The organism is Pseudorhizobium xiangyangii, from assembly GCF_020531965.1.
GTDB classification, from domain to species: Bacteria; Pseudomonadota; Alphaproteobacteria; order Rhizobiales; family Rhizobiaceae; genus Neorhizobium; species Neorhizobium xiangyangii.
The window spans coordinates 117,100-131,633 of sequence record NZ_JAJAWH010000016.1; the positions used below are offsets into that span (position 1 = coordinate 117,100).

Consider the following 14,534-nt stretch of genomic DNA (forward strand, 5'->3'; position numbering starts at 1 on the left):
GGTATACATATGGCCACTGCCACCGCAAAGCCGGACCTGCGTCCAAACAACACCCATTTTTCTTCTGGCCCTTGCTCGAAGCGTCCCGGTTGGTCGCTCGAAGCGCTCTCCGATGCCCCGCTCGGTCGTTCGCACCGTGCCAAGGTCGGCAAGGCGAAGCTCAAGCAGGCCATTGATCTTACCCGCGAAATTTTAGATGTGCCGGCGGACTACCGCATCGGCATCGTGCCGGCTTCCGATACCGGCGCCGTCGAAATGGCGCTGTGGTCGCTGCTCGGCGAGCGTGGCGTCGATATGCTCGCCTGGGAGAGCTTCGGTGCCGGCTGGGTCACCGACGTCGTCAAGCAGCTGAAGCTCAAGGACGTCCGCAAGTTCGAGGCCGATTACGGTCTCCTGCCGAACCTCGCCGAAGTCGATTTCGACCGCGACGTCGTCTTCACCTGGAACGGCACCACCTCCGGCGTCCGCGTTGAAAACGCCGACTTCATTCCGGCGGACCGCAAGGGCCTGACCATTTGCGACGCCACCTCGGCTGCCTTCGCTCAGGACATGGACTTCTCCAAGCTCGACGTCGTTACCTTCTCCTGGCAGAAGGTGCTGGGCGGCGAGGGCGGCCACGGCATGCTCATCCTTTCTCCGCGCGCTGTCGAGCGCCTGGAAAGCTACGTGCCGGCATGGCCGCTGCCGAAGATCTTCCGCATGACCAAGGGCGGCAAGCTGATCGAGGGCATCTTCACCGGTGAGACGATCAACACGCCCTCCATGCTCTGCGTCGAGGACTATCTCGATGCCCTCAACTGGGCGAAGTCCCTCGGCGGCCTGAAGGCCCTGACCGCTCGTGCTGACGCAAATGCCAAGGTCATCTTCGACTTCGTCGCGGCAAACGACTGGATCGCCAACCTGGCGGTGAAGGACGAAACCCGTTCCAACACCTCGGTCTGCCTGAAGATCGTCGATCCGGCGATTGCGGCTCTTGATGCCGACGCGCAGGCGGCCTTTGCAAAGGGCCTCGTTTCGATCCTCGAGAAGGAGGGCGTTGCCCTCGATATCGGAGCTTATCGCGACGCTCCGTCCGGTCTGCGGATCTGGGCCGGCGCCACGATTGAGACCGCCGACATGCAGGCGCTGATGCCGTGGCTTTCCTGGGCATTCGAGACCCAGAAGGCGGCACTTTCCAAGGCAGCTGCCTGATCAGATCGCATAGGCTCCGCCTTTCAGGGCGGAGCCCGCAATCACCCATAATTCCATCGTTGAACTTATCAGGAGGCCTAAAATGGCACCTCGCGTTCTCGTATCCGACGAACTGTCGGAAACTGCCGTCCAGATTTTCCGCGACCGCGGCGTCGAAGTCGATTTCCAGCCGAAGCTCGGCAAGGACAAGGAAAAGCTCGCCGAGATCATCGGTAACTATGACGGTCTCGCCATCCGTTCCGCCACCAAGGCCACCGAGAAGCTAATCGCCGCAGCGACCAACCTCAAGGTCATCGGCCGCGCCGGTATCGGCGTCGACAATGTCGATATCCCGGCCGCCTCGCGCCGCGGCATCATCGTTATGAACACGCCGTTCGGCAATTCGATCACGACGGCCGAACACGCCATTGCGCTGATGTTCGCCGTTGCCCGCCAGCTGCCGCAGGCCGACGTTTCGACCCAGGCCGGCAAGTGGGAAAAGTCCAAGTTCATGGGTGTTGAGATCACCGGCAAGACGCTCGGCGTCATCGGCGCCGGCAATATCGGCGGTATCGTCTGCAAGAAGGCTATCGGCCTTGGCATGCACGTGCTGGCCTATGACCCCTTCCTTTCCGCCGAGCGCGCACAGGACATGGGCGTCACCAAGGTCGAGTTGGACGAGCTGCTGGCCAAGGCTGACTTCATCACCCTGCACGTGCCGATGACCGACAAGACCCGCGGCATTCTGGGCAAGGAAAACCTCGCCAAGACGAAGCCGGGCGTGCGTATCATCAACTGCGCCCGCGGTGGCCTGGTCGATGAAGCGGCTCTGGCTGAAGCCATCAAGTCCGGTCATGTCGCCGGTGCCGGTTTCGACGTCTTCGAAGTCGAGCCCGCAACCGAAAGCCCGCTCTTCGGCCTGCCGAACGTCGTCTGCACGCCGCACCTTGGCGCCTCCACGACGGAAGCCCAGGAAAACGTCGCGCTGCAGGTTGCCGAGCAGATGTCCGACTATCTGGTCAAGGGCGCCGTTTCGAACGCCATCAACATGCCGTCGATCACTGCCGAAGAGGCGCCGCTCCTGAAGCCGTTCATCCGATTGGCAGATGTGCTTGGCGCATTCGTCGGACAGGTCACCGAGACCCCGATCAAGGAAATCGAGATCCTCTACGACGGATCGACCGCAACGATGAACACCAAGGCGCTGACCAGCGCGCTTCTGGCCGGTCTCATCCGCAACCAGGTTTCCGACGTGAACATGGTTTCGGCGCCGATCATGATCAAGGAAAAGGGCATTGTCCTTTCCGAGGTGAAGCGTGACAAGACGGGCGTCTATGACGGCTACATCAAGCTCAGCGTGACGACGGAAAACCAGACCCGCTCGATCGCCGGCACGGTGTTCTCGGACGGCAAGCCGCGCTTCATCCAGATCAAGGGCATCAACATGGACGCCGATGTCGGCGCCAACATGATCTACATTTCCAACACCGACGTTCCCGGCATGATCGGCTTCATGGGCACGACGCTCGGCGAGGGTGGCGTCAACATCGCCAACTTCCAGCTGGGCCGCGACAAGCAGGGTGGCGACGCGATCGCACTGCTCTACGTCGATGCGCCGGTCGCGCAGGAAGTGCTGGACAAGCTGACCGCAAACCCGGCGATCCGCCAGGCCAAGCCGCTGGTGTTCAACGTAGACTGACAGTTCTCCCAAGGACTTGATGGAGAAAGCCCCGTGCGGAGAGGTCCGCGCGGGGCTTTCTTTTGCCCTTCGGCAGGGTCCTTCTGACGCATTTGTTATCGATGGGCTGCCTTAATTCAGCGTATGCAATGGAAAAGCTCTTAAATTCCAAAGCGCCTGTCGCTATATGAGGATATGTCCGCAAGCGTGCGGATCCAGAGGAGAAGAGAATGTTTTCATCCATCCGGCGTTTCAGACACGTGTTTGCGGTCGCGGCGATCGCAATGGCGGTGTCCCTGATGGCCGTTGATTTTGCAGAGGCCCGCCGTGGCGGCGGCTTCGGCAGCCGCGGTTCGCGGACATTCAACGCGCCCGCCGTTACCCGGACTGCGCCGACCCCGGCAGCACCGGTTGACCGGACCATGACGCCGCGCACACAGCAGAATGCTGCTACGCCGAATGCCGCAGGTGCCCAGAATGCACCGCAGAATCGCGGAATGTTCGGCGGTCTCGCAGGTGGTCTGCTCGGCGGTCTTGCCCTCGGCGGTCTGTTCGGCATGATGATGGGCTCGGGCTTCGGTGGCGCTGCAGGCTTCCTCGGAATGCTGCTGCAGGTTGCGCTGATCGGTGGTCTTGCCATGCTGGCCATGCGCTTCTTCGCGCGCCGCCGGCAAACGGCAGCTGCCGGTCCGGCTGGCCTCAACAACCAGCGCACAGCCGGCACCGGTCCGTCTGGCGTCAATCAGCGCAATGCTCATGATGACGTGCAGCAGCGTGGATCGTCGTTCCAGATCCCGAAGATCGGTTCGCTCAGTGGAGGTGCCGCTGCGGCCACCGCTGCGCAGGCACCGCGTCAAGCCTCCGATGCGACCGACGAGATCGGCGTGACGGGCCGTGATTTCGATCATTTCGAGAAGCTCCTGCAGCAGGTCCAGGCTGCCTATGCGGCGGAAGACTATGCTGCGCTGCGCGCCCTCACGACGCCGGAAGCCATGTCCTACCTGGCAGAGGAACTCGGCGAGAACGCCACCAACGGCCTCAAGAACGAGGTACGCGACGTGACGCTTCTGCAGGGCGACCTTTCGGAAGCCTGGCGCGAGAATGGCCAGGACTTTGCCACGGTTGCGATGCGCTATTCCAGCATCGACGTCATGCGTGACCGCAACACCGGCGAGGTGAAGCAAGGCGACCCGGATCAGACGACCGAAACGGTCGAGGTCTGGACCTTCGTTCGCAAGCCGGCCCGCGAGTGGCAGCTTTCGGCGATCCAGACCGCCTAAGGTCCGATCCGCGCGATCGTCTTCTGATCGCGTTCGCCACCATGGAACACTTGAAGGGCTCGCTCGAAAGGCGAGCCCTTTTCGCTGACCGCCGCAAACAGCGTCATGCTGCTCCTGAACTTCATGTCGTCGGGGGAGCCCAGGATGTCGTGCGCAGTCTTGTCGGGGTGGCTCAGCATCAACCGCGTGCATTCGGTAAGGCGAGAACCCAGAAGCGGATGCGCCAGATAGGCCACCGCCTCCCGACGCGAACGAATGGCGTAGCGCTGCGCCATCGGTGAGGAGCCTAGCCCCTCGATCTGCGGAAAGATGAACCACATCCAGTGGGAGCGCTTGGCGCCTGCCTGCAGTTCAGCAGCGACCCGGTCGTAGACCTGTGCCTGAGCCGAGACGAAGCGTTCGAGTTCGAAATCCTCCTCTGTCATTTTCCATCTCCTTTGGCCGCAGTGCCTGCCAGAGAACGTCCCGGATCGGGGAAATGTTGCGGCAGGCCTTTCTCTGCGTCCGGCAAACGCCCCTTCAATCGTTGAGAACGCGGCGGTGCCTTGCATGGCAGCGCGTTCCTTTCTATATCCAAGCCACCTGCGGCCGATCCCGCCGGTGGCGAAAAGTGTCCGCGCTGAAAATGCCGACCGCTCGAGTGACTGAGAGAGTTCCTGTGAATACGCTGGATTTTGACAAGAGGCCGGAAGATACGCGCGTGGTTGTAGCCATGTCGGGTGGGGTGGATTCCTCCGTTGTGGCCGGGCTGCTGAAGCGCCAGGGCTATGACGTGCTCGGCATCACCCTTCAACTCTACGACCATGGGGCTGCGGTGCATCGCGCCGGCTCCTGCTGTGCCGGACAGGACATCGACGACGCCCGCCGCGTATCGGAAACGCTTGGCATTCCCCACTACGTGCTCGATTACGAGAAGCGCTTCCGTGACGCGGTGATCAACCCGTTCGCCGAGGCCTATGCCATGGGCGAAACGCCTATTCCCTGCGTCGCCTGCAACCAGACGGTCAAGTTTGCCGACCTGCTTGCAACGGCCAAGGAACTCGGCGCCGATGCATTGGCCACCGGTCACTATATCCAGTCTCAGCCGAACCCGTCTGCGGACAATCCGAACCGCCGCGCGCTTCACCGCCCGATCGACAGCGATCGCGACCAGAGCTGGTTCCTGTTCGCCACGACGCAGGAGCAGATCGACTATCTGCGCTTCCCGCTCGGCGGAATGTCGAAGGCGGAGGTGAGGGCGCTTGCGGAAGACATGGGCCTCGTCGTCGCCAAGAAGGCCGACAGCCAGGATATCTGCTTCGTGCCCCAGGGGCGCTACACGGACATCATCAACAAGGTGAAGCCGAACGCAGCGCTTGGCGGGGACATCGTCCATATCGACGGCCGGGTGCTGGGCCAGCACGAAGGCATCCTCCACTACACGATCGGCCAGCGCCGCGGCATCGGCGTGGCGACCGGCGAACCGCTCTACGTCGTCTACCTCGATGCCAGGGGGCGCCGCGTCATCGTCGGGCCGAAGGAAGCGCTCGACACGCGCCGCGTCTACCTGCGCGACGTGAACTGGCTGGGCGACCGCTCGCTTGCGGACGATGCAGAGGACGGTTTCTCCTGTTTCGCCAAGGTGCGCTCCAGCCGTCCTCCGGCGCCCGTGATGCTCCATTGCGACGAAAAGGGCGTGTATGTCGATCTCCTGGCAGGCGAGGCCGGCGTCGCGCCCGGGCAGGCCTGCGTGTTGTATTCTGCGGAAGGACCGCACGCGCGGGTGTGGGGCGGCGGCTTCATCGAGCGGCCGGAACGTGCCCCCGAAGCCGAGGCGTCGCTCAAGGCGCTTTTGGCGACACCGGTGGCCGCTTGAGCAGCGGCCTGCCGGCTCTTGTGGATTTGCAAGCGGTTTTGAAAAGACCACGCTTGACACTTCGGTGACGCGGGTTTTATAAGCCGCACATCCAAACGGACCCGCCGTTCAGTTCGCTGAAATCCAAGGCAGGGTCCCGTGTGGCGGGGTAGCTCAGGTGGTTAGAGCAGCGGAATCATAATCCGCGTGTCGGGGGTTCAAGTCCCTCTCCCGCTACCACTAAAACAGCCGGCAGTTTCGGTCCGGCAATTACCGCCTGTAGCCGGACAAGCCTTTTCGCAATTTTGACAGCGAGAACTGCAATTCTTGCATTTTGCAGATGGGTGTCAAATTCCGATACCCTGATGTCGGAAGCGCGTTGAGAGCGCGTTGCGATCCGAGCATCTCCACATGACCTGACCACATGGAGAGGATTCGATGAGCAATCGCTGGCCGTGGCTGGCAGGAGTTAATTGACAAGCAGGGCTCTGTGAACTTCCACCGCCAGACACGCCGGTCCAATTGTCGCGTTCTGACTACATTCCCTCGACCCTGAGAATCAGCTTAGCTGACTGATCAATTGAGGGAATATTGAATGAAAATGACTTCTCTTGAAGGGCTGCACGCGAGCATGAACCAGATCCAACTGGATCTTCAGCAGTTCCGCGTCCGAACAGGCGTAGCCGAATTCGACTGCTTGTTCTCCGTGCGCGACAAGCCGTTCTATCTTTCTATGACTGCTCGGGGTGAGAGGCGATTCCACTACACTTTTCACATCGATGAAAGCTACACGGTAAAGAATGCCTATCTCGGTGAGAAATACGGGGACCTGCGTGACGTTCTCTATGTCGACGGACATAGCGGTCAACCTCTAAAGCCTTCGGACTGGCTAGCAACTGTAAACGGCGCGATTCCCCGGCATGCCACGGCACAGAACCTTTCAACAGGCGAGATCGCAAGGCTCATCTATCACCTCGATCTTAACCCATCCGAGGGTTTGTACTTCAAGACATGGCGTTACCATCGGCATCCGATTAGTTTCAGCAAACGCAACTACGAAAAGACCCTTCATTTGCTTGGCGCCAGTGCCGCTGACCATAGCCGCCGGTTCAATGCATCAAGCGTTTGGAGTGTGAATGATGTCGGTCGGACCGAGCGGGGTGAGAGGAAGCGATGAGCACGTCTGCTTCATCGCTCCAGAATTTAGCTTCGCTCGTTAGCTTGCTTTGCTGACGATCAGGGCGAAGTGGATACCAAAGTTAGATATCCGATGTGACGATTACTTCCTTCACTGCCTTGCCCTTGGAACCGCCGCCGATCGAATAGGTGCAGTCCACCTCGTCGATCTTGAATTCCGAGAACGTCTCAAAGACCCCGGGAACGGCATTCAAAGACAGGATGAAGCGTCCTTTAAGCTTGCCGAGGATCGCCGCCATTTCAATGAAGTTCTCACGGCCGAAGACCTGCTTGCCATAATCCTCCTCGTTACCCCAATAGGGTGGGTCCAGATAGAAGAGCGCATCCGGCCGGTCGTAACGCTCGATGAGCTTTTGCCACGGTAGGTTCTCGATCACGACGCCGGCCATGCGTTCGTGGATATCTTCGAGCTGTGGGGCGAGCTTCAGCAGATTGAAGCGGGCTCCGGACATTGAGACGCCGTAGGTCTGGCCAGCCACCTTGCCGCCGAACGCCAGGCGCTGAAGATAGAGGAAGCGAGCCGCCCGTTCCAGGTCGGTCAGGGTGGACGGGTCCGTCCTCGACAGTCGCTCGAACTCCCTTCGCGACGTCACCTGAAAGCGCAGCGTATCCATGAACTGCGGGTAGTGCCGCTGAAGGATGCGGAAGAGGTTCGCAACCTCGCCGTTGATGTCGTTGATGACCTCCATACGTGGGCATGGGTTGCGTCTAAGGAAGACGCCACCCATGCCCACAAAAGGTTCGACATAGATTTCATGCGGAGTTTGATTAATCCGCTGGATGACCTGCTTCGAGAGGATCCGTTTCCCACCAATGTAGGGAGCTGCTGGCTGCGCGGGTGTTACGGGATGTAGCGCTGTGATGTCCATAAACTTTTAACCAATTCTGGTCACATCTGCACTGCCCTTCGGGGTGCGGGTGCGACGGTTATGAAAGTGCTGTCGGACGGGTTAAGTAGCCACACTGAGCCGTCGTCTGGAGTGTGCAAGCGCTCCGGGCCGCCCGATTGGACGGACCCCGATTAGGTTCGCATCGCCAGTTCCACGGTCGTTAGCCAACCACCGGATTCGTTGAAGGTCCATTCGTGCTGAATGGAAGGCGCGACCAGGTCGAGCCCATCTCGGCTGGCTCCAAACCCTGACAGTTTCACCGGCGCACCGGCCATGGCGATGTCGCTGCCCTCGATCGTTATGCTCCCGGAAATGGAGCTGCGGGCCAACTCGGCCGCGTCCGCCTTACTTGCGTGATCTGCTTCCTCGGCCGAGCGTGCGGGATGGACGGCGAAGTAGCGGGAGGCGAGGCCGACGCCCGCTGCTTTCGCCATTTTCATGACGCCTTCGAGCGGGTCGAAATAGGAGGATTCGACGTCCTTGTACTTCGGCCGACCTTCACTTGAGATGCCGATCGGCATCGAGTCCTTGAACAGGATCTCGATCGTCGGCATTGCCTTGCCTGAAGCCGTCTCGCCACGGCCGCGTGGAAGAACCAGCCACTTCCCACCCGCGAACTTCAGGCTGGCACCGACCTCGTCCGCGAGATCCTGACCAAAGCCCATTGCGGACTGGTTGAAGCGCAGCCGATAAGGCAGGCGGATCGAGGCGAGATCCGGATGAACCTGGGCGGCCTTGCCGGCATTGGCGGCGAGTTTGCTGAAAATGTCGCTGACCGTCGCTTCCTCGTAGTGCTCGACATCGGCCGTCTTTTCCGTGTCAACGAAATCCGCCGAGCGCGCGACGATGGTCATCTGGTAGCCGCTCTCGGCGTCTCCATCCAAGTTGTCGCTCTGATAGGTGAAGATGCCACCATCGCGGAGCGGCGATCCTTCCCAGCCATAGAAGAGTCGATAGCGGGTGCCTTCGATGGGACTGTCGGGAAATGGCGCTTCGACAGCGAATTCAATTTCCAACTCGTCCGGCTCGCCTCCCTCGTTATCTCGGAAGGAAACACGCGTCAGCGCTGGCTTCCACCCTGGCACAAGGTCGCTACCACTCTGCCCGATAATTTGGACTACAGGCGTCTTCATTGGCTATTCCCAAGCGAGCGTGAAGGACATTGCCGGCGCAGGATTGAAAGCGACGGGAAGATGGATGACCGTCCCTGCTGGAATCCAACCCTCAATGGACAATGAGGCAAGGTCCGGATTGGCATCCATAATGGCCTCCACCGTGCCCTGCCGTTCTGTTTGCATGACCTTCCTGGCAAGGCGATCCAGGCGCTCGCCGCCAAAAGCCACTATGTACGATGTCATAAGAGGCCCCCCAGTGTGATGATTGACTGTCGTGCTGAGCCTGCCATTGATCGCGGCAATAGGATCAGCCCGATCGTCACGTCTACTTGGCGCCCGATGCCGTCGAAGGGATGAAGCCGCTCCTCATCCGCGTCGAGTGCCTCGATGACGCAAAGACCGCTTGCTTCACCGAGGTAGTTACCTCGCAGCCGGATCAGCGGGATCGTTGCCTGCGTCTTGTGGTGCGCCTTCAGGATCGCGTAGGCGTCCAGACCACCGAAGACATGTGGTAGGGTTTTCGCCTCGATCGTGAGCAGCTCGGGGCCTAGCCCTGTCTTCTGATAGACAAGGCCCCCTGGAACGGCATGGGCTGGAAAGCGGGCCTCGCTGGAATAGGAGAGCCGCTGCGGGTTCAGCCCGATCGTGTAGAGGATGGCGCCCCCGATTGAGAGCAGCGCGCCGTTGGGCTGGAAAGCACTCATGCGAGGCCTCGGCCGACATCGTAGAGCGATCGAGCCTGCGCCTGCCGGATGGCGCGGTCCTGTTCCCGCCGCGCACGGGTCGCCGCCATCTTGCTGTTCGGTGACGATATGTTCTGGGTCAGCCTCACGCTGTTAGATTGCTGAAGCGAGGACTGCTTTCCAATGTCGGCGCCGGGGCCGGCGGCTGGAGCAGGCGGACCGAAGGTTGGGGAAATGGTCGGTGTGGCCGTAAAATTAAGGGCCTGCTGCATTTGGGCGGCCTTGTCCTGGGCAATACCCACGGCACGATCACCGGCTGTGTTGAGCTTGTCGATATATCCACCCATCGCGGTATCCGCAGCGCCGCTCATGTCCTTGCCGAGGGCAGGTTCTGCCCCAGCTATTGGCGCATCAGCTGCGGCCGCATTGCGGCTTCGTTCGATGATCGCGTTATCCTCCACCTGGAGGCTCTGCATTTGTGCCTTTAAAGTTGCAATAACGGGCTCCAGGTCGACGCCCATTGCGGACATTTCCTTTCTTTCACCCTCCATTTGAAGAATACGGTTTTCGAGATCCAGGCGTTGCCTTGCGTTCTCTTTCAGAAGCTCCGGCTCCTCCTCGATCGTACGTTGGCGATCGTATTCGGGGCTGACCAGTCGCACCGCCCGGTCTACTATCGGCGTGGTGACCCGATCATATTTCTCGCCGATCTTCGATGCCGTGACCTCCAGGGCAGCGTCCATGCGTGCTTTCTTTTCATACGATGTTTGACCAGCATTCTTTGCATCAATATCGAGCCCGCCGGCACTCTGGTTGCGGATCTCGTTGATCCACTGCTCGAGCTGTTCGCGGTTATCAAGAAGCGGTTTGAGTGCCATGCCGGCCTGTTGATCTCCGAACAATTCGCCTATCCGGAAAGTGTCACCGTTCGAGTGCTTCATCACCGCATCCAAAACCGCTTTCGGATAGGAAGTGCCGTCTTGGTCGGACTTTTGCTTTATCCCTTCCAGGTCAAGACCCGCGTCTGTGAACCTTTTGTTCGTGTCTTGAGAGGATAGTTTGGACAACCAATTCCTGAGGTTGGTTGCTGCATCGTCCTCACTTCCCGATGTGACCATGGCGATCTGAGACATGGCGATCATTTCCGCCCACCCGTCCAGGCCCTGGCGCCCAGTTCCGGACATGTAGGCTCCGAGCGATGGGAAGTTTTTTGCCATCGCTCCAACTTCGAAGCGTCCCTTTTTCGAACCCTTCGCCATCATGTCGAGCGCCAACGGGACATCACTGTCGCTAATGCCAAGGTTCTCCTTGGCGGCGATCAGCGCCTGGGCGATTGTCTCGCCTTCGGTGCGATAGGTCATCGCAGCCTTCATGGTCGGATCAAGGATCTCCTCCTGGCTATTGAGACCGATGCCAGCTGCGGCATACCGGTGACGGGCGGAGTTTACCTGTTCCTGGGACTTGCCGTAGCGGATCCCAAGCTTCTCGTTGGAGGCGGTAATATTTGCGACCGTCTCAGGCGTCGCCATCTCCAGGGTGATGGCCACATCGGTCGCAGCTCGGTTCAGTTCCCGGAACTTGTCGCTGGCTCGCTCCAGGCCTCGAACGATACTGTCCACCGATGCAAAGGCGACCATGCCGGCGAAGGCGCCTTTTGCGCTGTCAGCCAAAAGCCCCATAGTCCCATTCAGCCCTTTTGCAGGCCGATTGAGTTGCTGAAGGCCCTGGTGCGATTGCCCCAGACTATTGGACGCATGCTTGAGAGCGGCAACATCACGCTGCGCGGCGCGGCTACTGGCGCCGAGCTGCTTCACCTCCCGGTCGAGAGCGTTGGTCGTGACACTGTTGAGCTGGCGGGCTTCCCGACCCAGGCGTTCAAGCGCCTGTTCGCCTTTTCCTGCTTCCTTGCGAACCTCGGCCAGGTGGCGGTCAAGGCCGCTTGCATTCGTACGGCCAAGATCGTTCGCGGCCTTGCGTATCTCCTTGAGATCGCGCTCTGCCTGTTCGGCATTCTGCTTTTGATACTCAAGACGAAGCCTGACGCCGACATCGATACTGCTCATTGCGCGCCTCGCGTCAGAGCGGCCAGAAGAAGGCCATAGGTTTCAGCGTGGATGCGGCGGGCTTGTTCATTCCAGAGCATAAGCTCGTCCCACCACATTGTCATCTCCGGTCGAAACTTCAGGTGGGCTGAGACGTTAGCGACGTAGCTTCGCCATTGGCAGAAGTCCCCGACTGCTCGCTCGCCGGTCTCAAGCGTCGGGGCAAAAAAGCGTAGCAGGCCTCCGTGACGGCGACGGCGTCGTCATCATCCAGACCGCGCAGAACCGCAGGAGGGAGACCGGTCATCACGCTGTAGATGTCGAAGGTCGAGATCTTGTCGAGGCTCGCCAGGAGCTGGTCGACGTCGGCAAGCGTCAGGCGCTGAACGTGGACTTCCAAGATCTCCTCGCCGCCAAGCTCGAAAGAGAATTGCAGCGGCACAACCTTCTTACGTGTGCCGGCCGTGAACCGCAGGATCTGGCCCTCAGGTCTTTCCTTGGCCGGTGCTGGCGCAGCTAGCGTTTTGGCTGGAGCCTCTGGCGGGATTTTGCCGGCATTGTCCAACTCGCCCCACATCTCGGGCGGTGGCAAGGGGATCTCCTCGGCCTTAACCACGGTGGGATCATCCTTGGACATTGGTGTCTGTACTTGTGCCTTGAGTGTCATTTGAAGCCTCCTCAAAAAGGGAAGCCGACCGCCTGCAGGACGGTCGGCCATCGTCGCGGAGCCTAGCCCCCGTCAGGCCGCGATGATGCGGTTGTGTTCGGCCGTGTAGTTGACGCCGTCGATGATCAGCTCGTTATTCTGGACATCGAACTTGTGGACCGTTCGGCCGTTGAAAATGTCGTGGTAGAGGACGATTGAAGACCAGCGCAGGCGCGTGGCACCCGAGGATTTCATGCCCTTGACGCCGCCCTGCTCGAAACCGTTCAGCAGGCCCTTCAGGAAGACGACGCGGCCGGTCAGCTTCGGTGCGCCACTGGTGGGAACTTCGCCGTTGGTGTCGGCCGGGAAAACGTTGAGCAGGTTCTCGTAGTAGCGCAGCTCGGTCCAATCGCCCGGCTCGCGGCCGAAGCGGGCCTTGAGATCCTCGTGGACGCCGTTGACGGTCATCTCGCAGGTGAGCGGCTGGATTTCCGCCGGCATCTCCATGGCGAAGTAGCCGCCGCCCATGACCATCGAGATCATCTCGCGGGTGAGGGCGGGAAGGGTGGTCTCGTCGGCGCGCTGCCGCTGGTTCGTCTGCTGGCAGTACCAGTTGGCGCCTCGGATGATGCGGTCCATGGATGTTCTCCTTTAAGCGGTCACGCGGACGCCGTTGAGGCCGAGCTGCGAGAGTGAGGCGGCGATCGCCGAGGCGAGGACGTCGAAGGCCTCTGGCATCGGCTCATCATAAATCTGCAGATCGACCAGGTCGGGCGTCTCGGCGAAGCGAGGCTTTACGCGCAAGGCACCGGCCTCCAGCAGCGAGGCCGGGTTCATCGCTTTCGACCAGACCAGCTCGTAATCGATCAGGGCGCCGAGCGTCTTCAGATCGGAAAGGAACTGGTCGCAGGCACGATAGATGAGGGAGACGGTGTCGGGCCGCATGTCCTCGGACAGATACTGGCGGAGCGGCCGGAGCATTGCCTTCTCGATCGCACGCCGGGTGCGGATCTTCTTGATCGAGCGCCAGGAGGCGACGGTTGGATCGGTTGCAGTGGTGAATGGTGCCCAAAGCAGCTTGCCTTCGATCACGGTGCCGACGCCGGCCTGGTTGAGGAAGTTGGCGTCCGACGTGATCTCGCCATCGGTATAACCGACCGGCACCGATGGCCCGAGGATCCCCTGCAGCGGCCGGTTCCAGAACGCCTTGTAGGGATTGCCGACTTCCTTGTCGCGACGGACCATGGCCGCAGCAACGTGAGGAGAGAGTGCCCGCGTGACGTTACCGGAGCCGAGATTGACGACGGCCTGCGGATAGGTGGCCACGACATTGAGGGCGGTCGCGAAGTCGGCGGCCCATGCGGCGGCCAGTTCGCGGCTCGTAACCGGGGTGTCGGCGATTACCAGGCAGTCAATGATCTTGCCTGCAACCGCCGAGGCGGCCGTGGCGACCGCGTTGGCCGCATTTCCGACCCGCTCGGACATATAGCCCGGAGCGATGATGCAGCCGGGTTCCAGGCCGATATGAGCCTTGGCGTCGAGCAATGCCCATACGCCGGTCTTGGCGCCGGCGGAGCCGACAATCTTATTGATCTCGGCTTCGAGCTTGGCGGCCGGAGTCTCGGCGTCGGAATGCTCCGTCCGGACGAAGGCGATGTCGGTGACGATGCCCTCGGAATTGATCTGCGAGACTGTGTCACGAGCGATGCCGGCGCCGAGCTTGGCGATCTGCTCCGGATTGTCGGTCGAGATCCGAACCGGTTCGTCGAGGGGGAAGGCGGTGTTGTCGGCCGCAGGCGCTGGAAGGACCAAGCCGATGGGGGTGCTATCGCGGGTGTCGATCTTGGCGACAGTCGCGCGAAGGTCAGAAAAGACGCGAACGCCGACGAAGTCCGTGGTGCCAGCCATGAAGAGCTATCCCTGCGCAAGTGTGAGCTTGTTTTCAGGGTCGGACGATACGCGCGCGCGCAAAAAAAAAGGGGCTGACAGCTGTCAGCCC

The 14,534-nt window shown here is 60.7% G+C and carries 14 protein-coding genes and 1 tRNA gene; 6 read left to right on the top strand and 9 right to left on the bottom strand.

The window, feature by feature from the left end:
- The first annotated feature begins 9 nt into the window (after window positions 1-9).
- The 3 genes from LH464_RS15820 (at window position 10) to LH464_RS15830 (ending at window position 4,128) form a co-directional block, all read left to right on the top strand.
- On the top strand, window positions 10-1,191 hold the full coding sequence (locus LH464_RS15820; RefSeq protein WP_226787362.1) for a phosphoserine transaminase: 1,182 nt from the start codon (window positions 10-12) through the stop codon (window positions 1,189-1,191).
- A gap of 82 nt (window positions 1,192-1,273) precedes the next feature.
- On the top strand, window positions 1,274-2,869 hold the full coding sequence (gene serA, locus LH464_RS15825; protein WP_226787363.1) for a phosphoglycerate dehydrogenase: 1,596 nt from the start codon (window positions 1,274-1,276) through the stop codon (window positions 2,867-2,869).
- A 209-nt stretch (window positions 2,870-3,078) separates the two neighbouring features.
- Complete coding sequence (locus LH464_RS15830) at window positions 3,079-4,128, top strand: TIM44-like domain-containing protein (RefSeq protein ID WP_226787364.1); 1,050 nt, start codon at window positions 3,079-3,081, stop codon at window positions 4,126-4,128.
- Here LH464_RS15830 and LH464_RS15835 read toward each other — a convergent pair.
- On the bottom strand, window positions 4,125-4,553 hold the full coding sequence (locus LH464_RS15835) for a DUF1810 domain-containing protein (RefSeq protein ID WP_226787365.1): 429 nt from the start codon (window positions 4,551-4,553) through the stop codon (window positions 4,125-4,127). The two genes, LH464_RS15830 and LH464_RS15835, sit on opposite strands and share 4 nt — an antisense overlap.
- Before the next feature lie 233 nt (window positions 4,554-4,786).
- On the opposite strand from LH464_RS15835, the gene mnmA reads away from it, so the two are divergent.
- The 3 genes from mnmA to LH464_RS15850 all read left to right on the top strand — a co-directional run bounded on the left by mnmA (window position 4,787) and on the right by LH464_RS15850 (window position 7,139).
- Window positions 4,787-5,983 (top strand): tRNA 2-thiouridine(34) synthase MnmA, encoded by a 1,197-nt coding sequence (gene mnmA, locus LH464_RS15840; protein ID WP_226787366.1) that lies wholly within the window; start codon window positions 4,787-4,789, stop codon window positions 5,981-5,983.
- Between the two features lie 142 nt (window positions 5,984-6,125).
- A tRNA-Met gene (locus LH464_RS15845) sits at window positions 6,126-6,202 on the top strand.
- Between the two features lie 355 nt (window positions 6,203-6,557).
- Window positions 6,558-7,139: a DUF6037 family protein gene (locus tag LH464_RS15850; RefSeq protein WP_226787367.1), complete on the top strand. Its 582-nt coding sequence runs from the start codon at window positions 6,558-6,560 to the stop codon at window positions 7,137-7,139.
- Window positions 7,140-7,221: 82 nt separating this feature from the next.
- Here the strand turns inward: LH464_RS15850 and LH464_RS15855 are convergent, their stop codons facing one another.
- The 8 genes from LH464_RS15855 to LH464_RS15890 form a co-directional block, all read right to left on the bottom strand.
- Window positions 7,222-8,028, bottom strand: a complete 807-nt coding sequence (locus tag LH464_RS15855) for a DNA adenine methylase (RefSeq protein WP_226787368.1) — start codon at window positions 8,026-8,028, stop codon at window positions 7,222-7,224.
- 152 nt (window positions 8,029-8,180) lie between these two features.
- Complete coding sequence (locus tag LH464_RS15860; RefSeq protein ID WP_226787369.1) at window positions 8,181-9,182, bottom strand: phage late control D family protein; 1,002 nt, start codon at window positions 9,180-9,182, stop codon at window positions 8,181-8,183.
- A gap of 3 nt (window positions 9,183-9,185) precedes the next feature.
- On the bottom strand, window positions 9,186-9,407 hold the full coding sequence (locus LH464_RS15865) for a tail protein X (RefSeq protein WP_226787370.1): 222 nt from the start codon (window positions 9,405-9,407) through the stop codon (window positions 9,186-9,188).
- Window positions 9,404-9,868 (bottom strand): phage tail protein, encoded by a 465-nt coding sequence (locus LH464_RS15870; protein ID WP_226787371.1) that lies wholly within the window; start codon window positions 9,866-9,868, stop codon window positions 9,404-9,406. Before LH464_RS15870 ends, LH464_RS15865 begins: the two co-directional genes overlap by 4 nt.
- Window positions 9,865-11,910: a phage tail tape measure protein gene (locus tag LH464_RS15875; protein ID WP_226787372.1), complete on the bottom strand. Its 2,046-nt coding sequence runs from the start codon at window positions 11,908-11,910 to the stop codon at window positions 9,865-9,867. Before LH464_RS15875 ends, LH464_RS15870 begins: the two co-directional genes overlap by 4 nt.
- Window positions 11,911-12,028: 118 nt before the next feature.
- Window positions 12,029-12,556 carry a phage tail assembly protein gene (locus LH464_RS15880; RefSeq protein ID WP_226787373.1) on the bottom strand — a complete coding sequence of 176 codons (528 nt, stop codon included), beginning with the start codon at window positions 12,554-12,556 and terminating at the stop codon, window positions 12,029-12,031.
- Between the two features lie 72 nt (window positions 12,557-12,628).
- Complete coding sequence (locus LH464_RS15885; protein ID WP_226787374.1) at window positions 12,629-13,174, bottom strand: phage major tail tube protein; 546 nt, start codon at window positions 13,172-13,174, stop codon at window positions 12,629-12,631.
- A gap of 12 nt (window positions 13,175-13,186) precedes the next feature.
- On the bottom strand, window positions 13,187-14,443 hold the full coding sequence (locus tag LH464_RS15890; protein WP_226787375.1) for a phage tail sheath family protein: 1,257 nt from the start codon (window positions 14,441-14,443) through the stop codon (window positions 13,187-13,189).
- Between the last annotated feature and the right edge of the window lie 91 nt (window positions 14,444-14,534).

Coding starts and splice junctions, on each gene's coding strand:
- LH464_RS15865 (WP_226787370.1), bottom strand. CDS start 9,407: ATGACATCGTACATAGTGGCTTTTGGCGGCGAGCGCCTGGATCGCCTT.
- LH464_RS15890 (WP_226787375.1), bottom strand. CDS start 14,443: ATGGCTGGCACCACGGACTTCGTCGGCGTTCGCGTCTTTTCTGACCTT.
- LH464_RS15880 (WP_226787373.1), bottom strand. CDS start 12,556: ATGACACTCAAGGCACAAGTACAGACACCAATGTCCAAGGATGATCCC.
- LH464_RS15820 (WP_226787362.1), top strand. CDS start 10: ATGGCCACTGCCACCGCAAAGCCGGACCTGCGTCCAAACAACACCCAT.
- LH464_RS15855 (WP_226787368.1), bottom strand. CDS start 8,028: ATGGACATCACAGCGCTACATCCCGTAACACCCGCGCAGCCAGCAGCT.
- LH464_RS15870 (WP_226787371.1), bottom strand. CDS start 9,868: ATGAGTGCTTTCCAGCCCAACGGCGCGCTGCTCTCAATCGGGGGCGCC.
- LH464_RS15835 (WP_226787365.1), bottom strand. CDS start 4,553: ATGACAGAGGAGGATTTCGAACTCGAACGCTTCGTCTCGGCTCAGGCA.
- LH464_RS15885 (WP_226787374.1), bottom strand. CDS start 13,174: ATGGACCGCATCATCCGAGGCGCCAACTGGTACTGCCAGCAGACGAAC.
- LH464_RS15875 (WP_226787372.1), bottom strand. CDS start 11,910: ATGAGCAGTATCGATGTCGGCGTCAGGCTTCGTCTTGAGTATCAAAAG.
- LH464_RS15830 (WP_226787364.1), top strand. CDS start 3,079: ATGTTTTCATCCATCCGGCGTTTCAGACACGTGTTTGCGGTCGCGGCG.
- serA (WP_226787363.1), top strand. CDS start 1,274: ATGGCACCTCGCGTTCTCGTATCCGACGAACTGTCGGAAACTGCCGTC.
- LH464_RS15860 (WP_226787369.1), bottom strand. CDS start 9,182: ATGAAGACGCCTGTAGTCCAAATTATCGGGCAGAGTGGTAGCGACCTT.
- LH464_RS15850 (WP_226787367.1), top strand. CDS start 6,558: ATGAAAATGACTTCTCTTGAAGGGCTGCACGCGAGCATGAACCAGATC.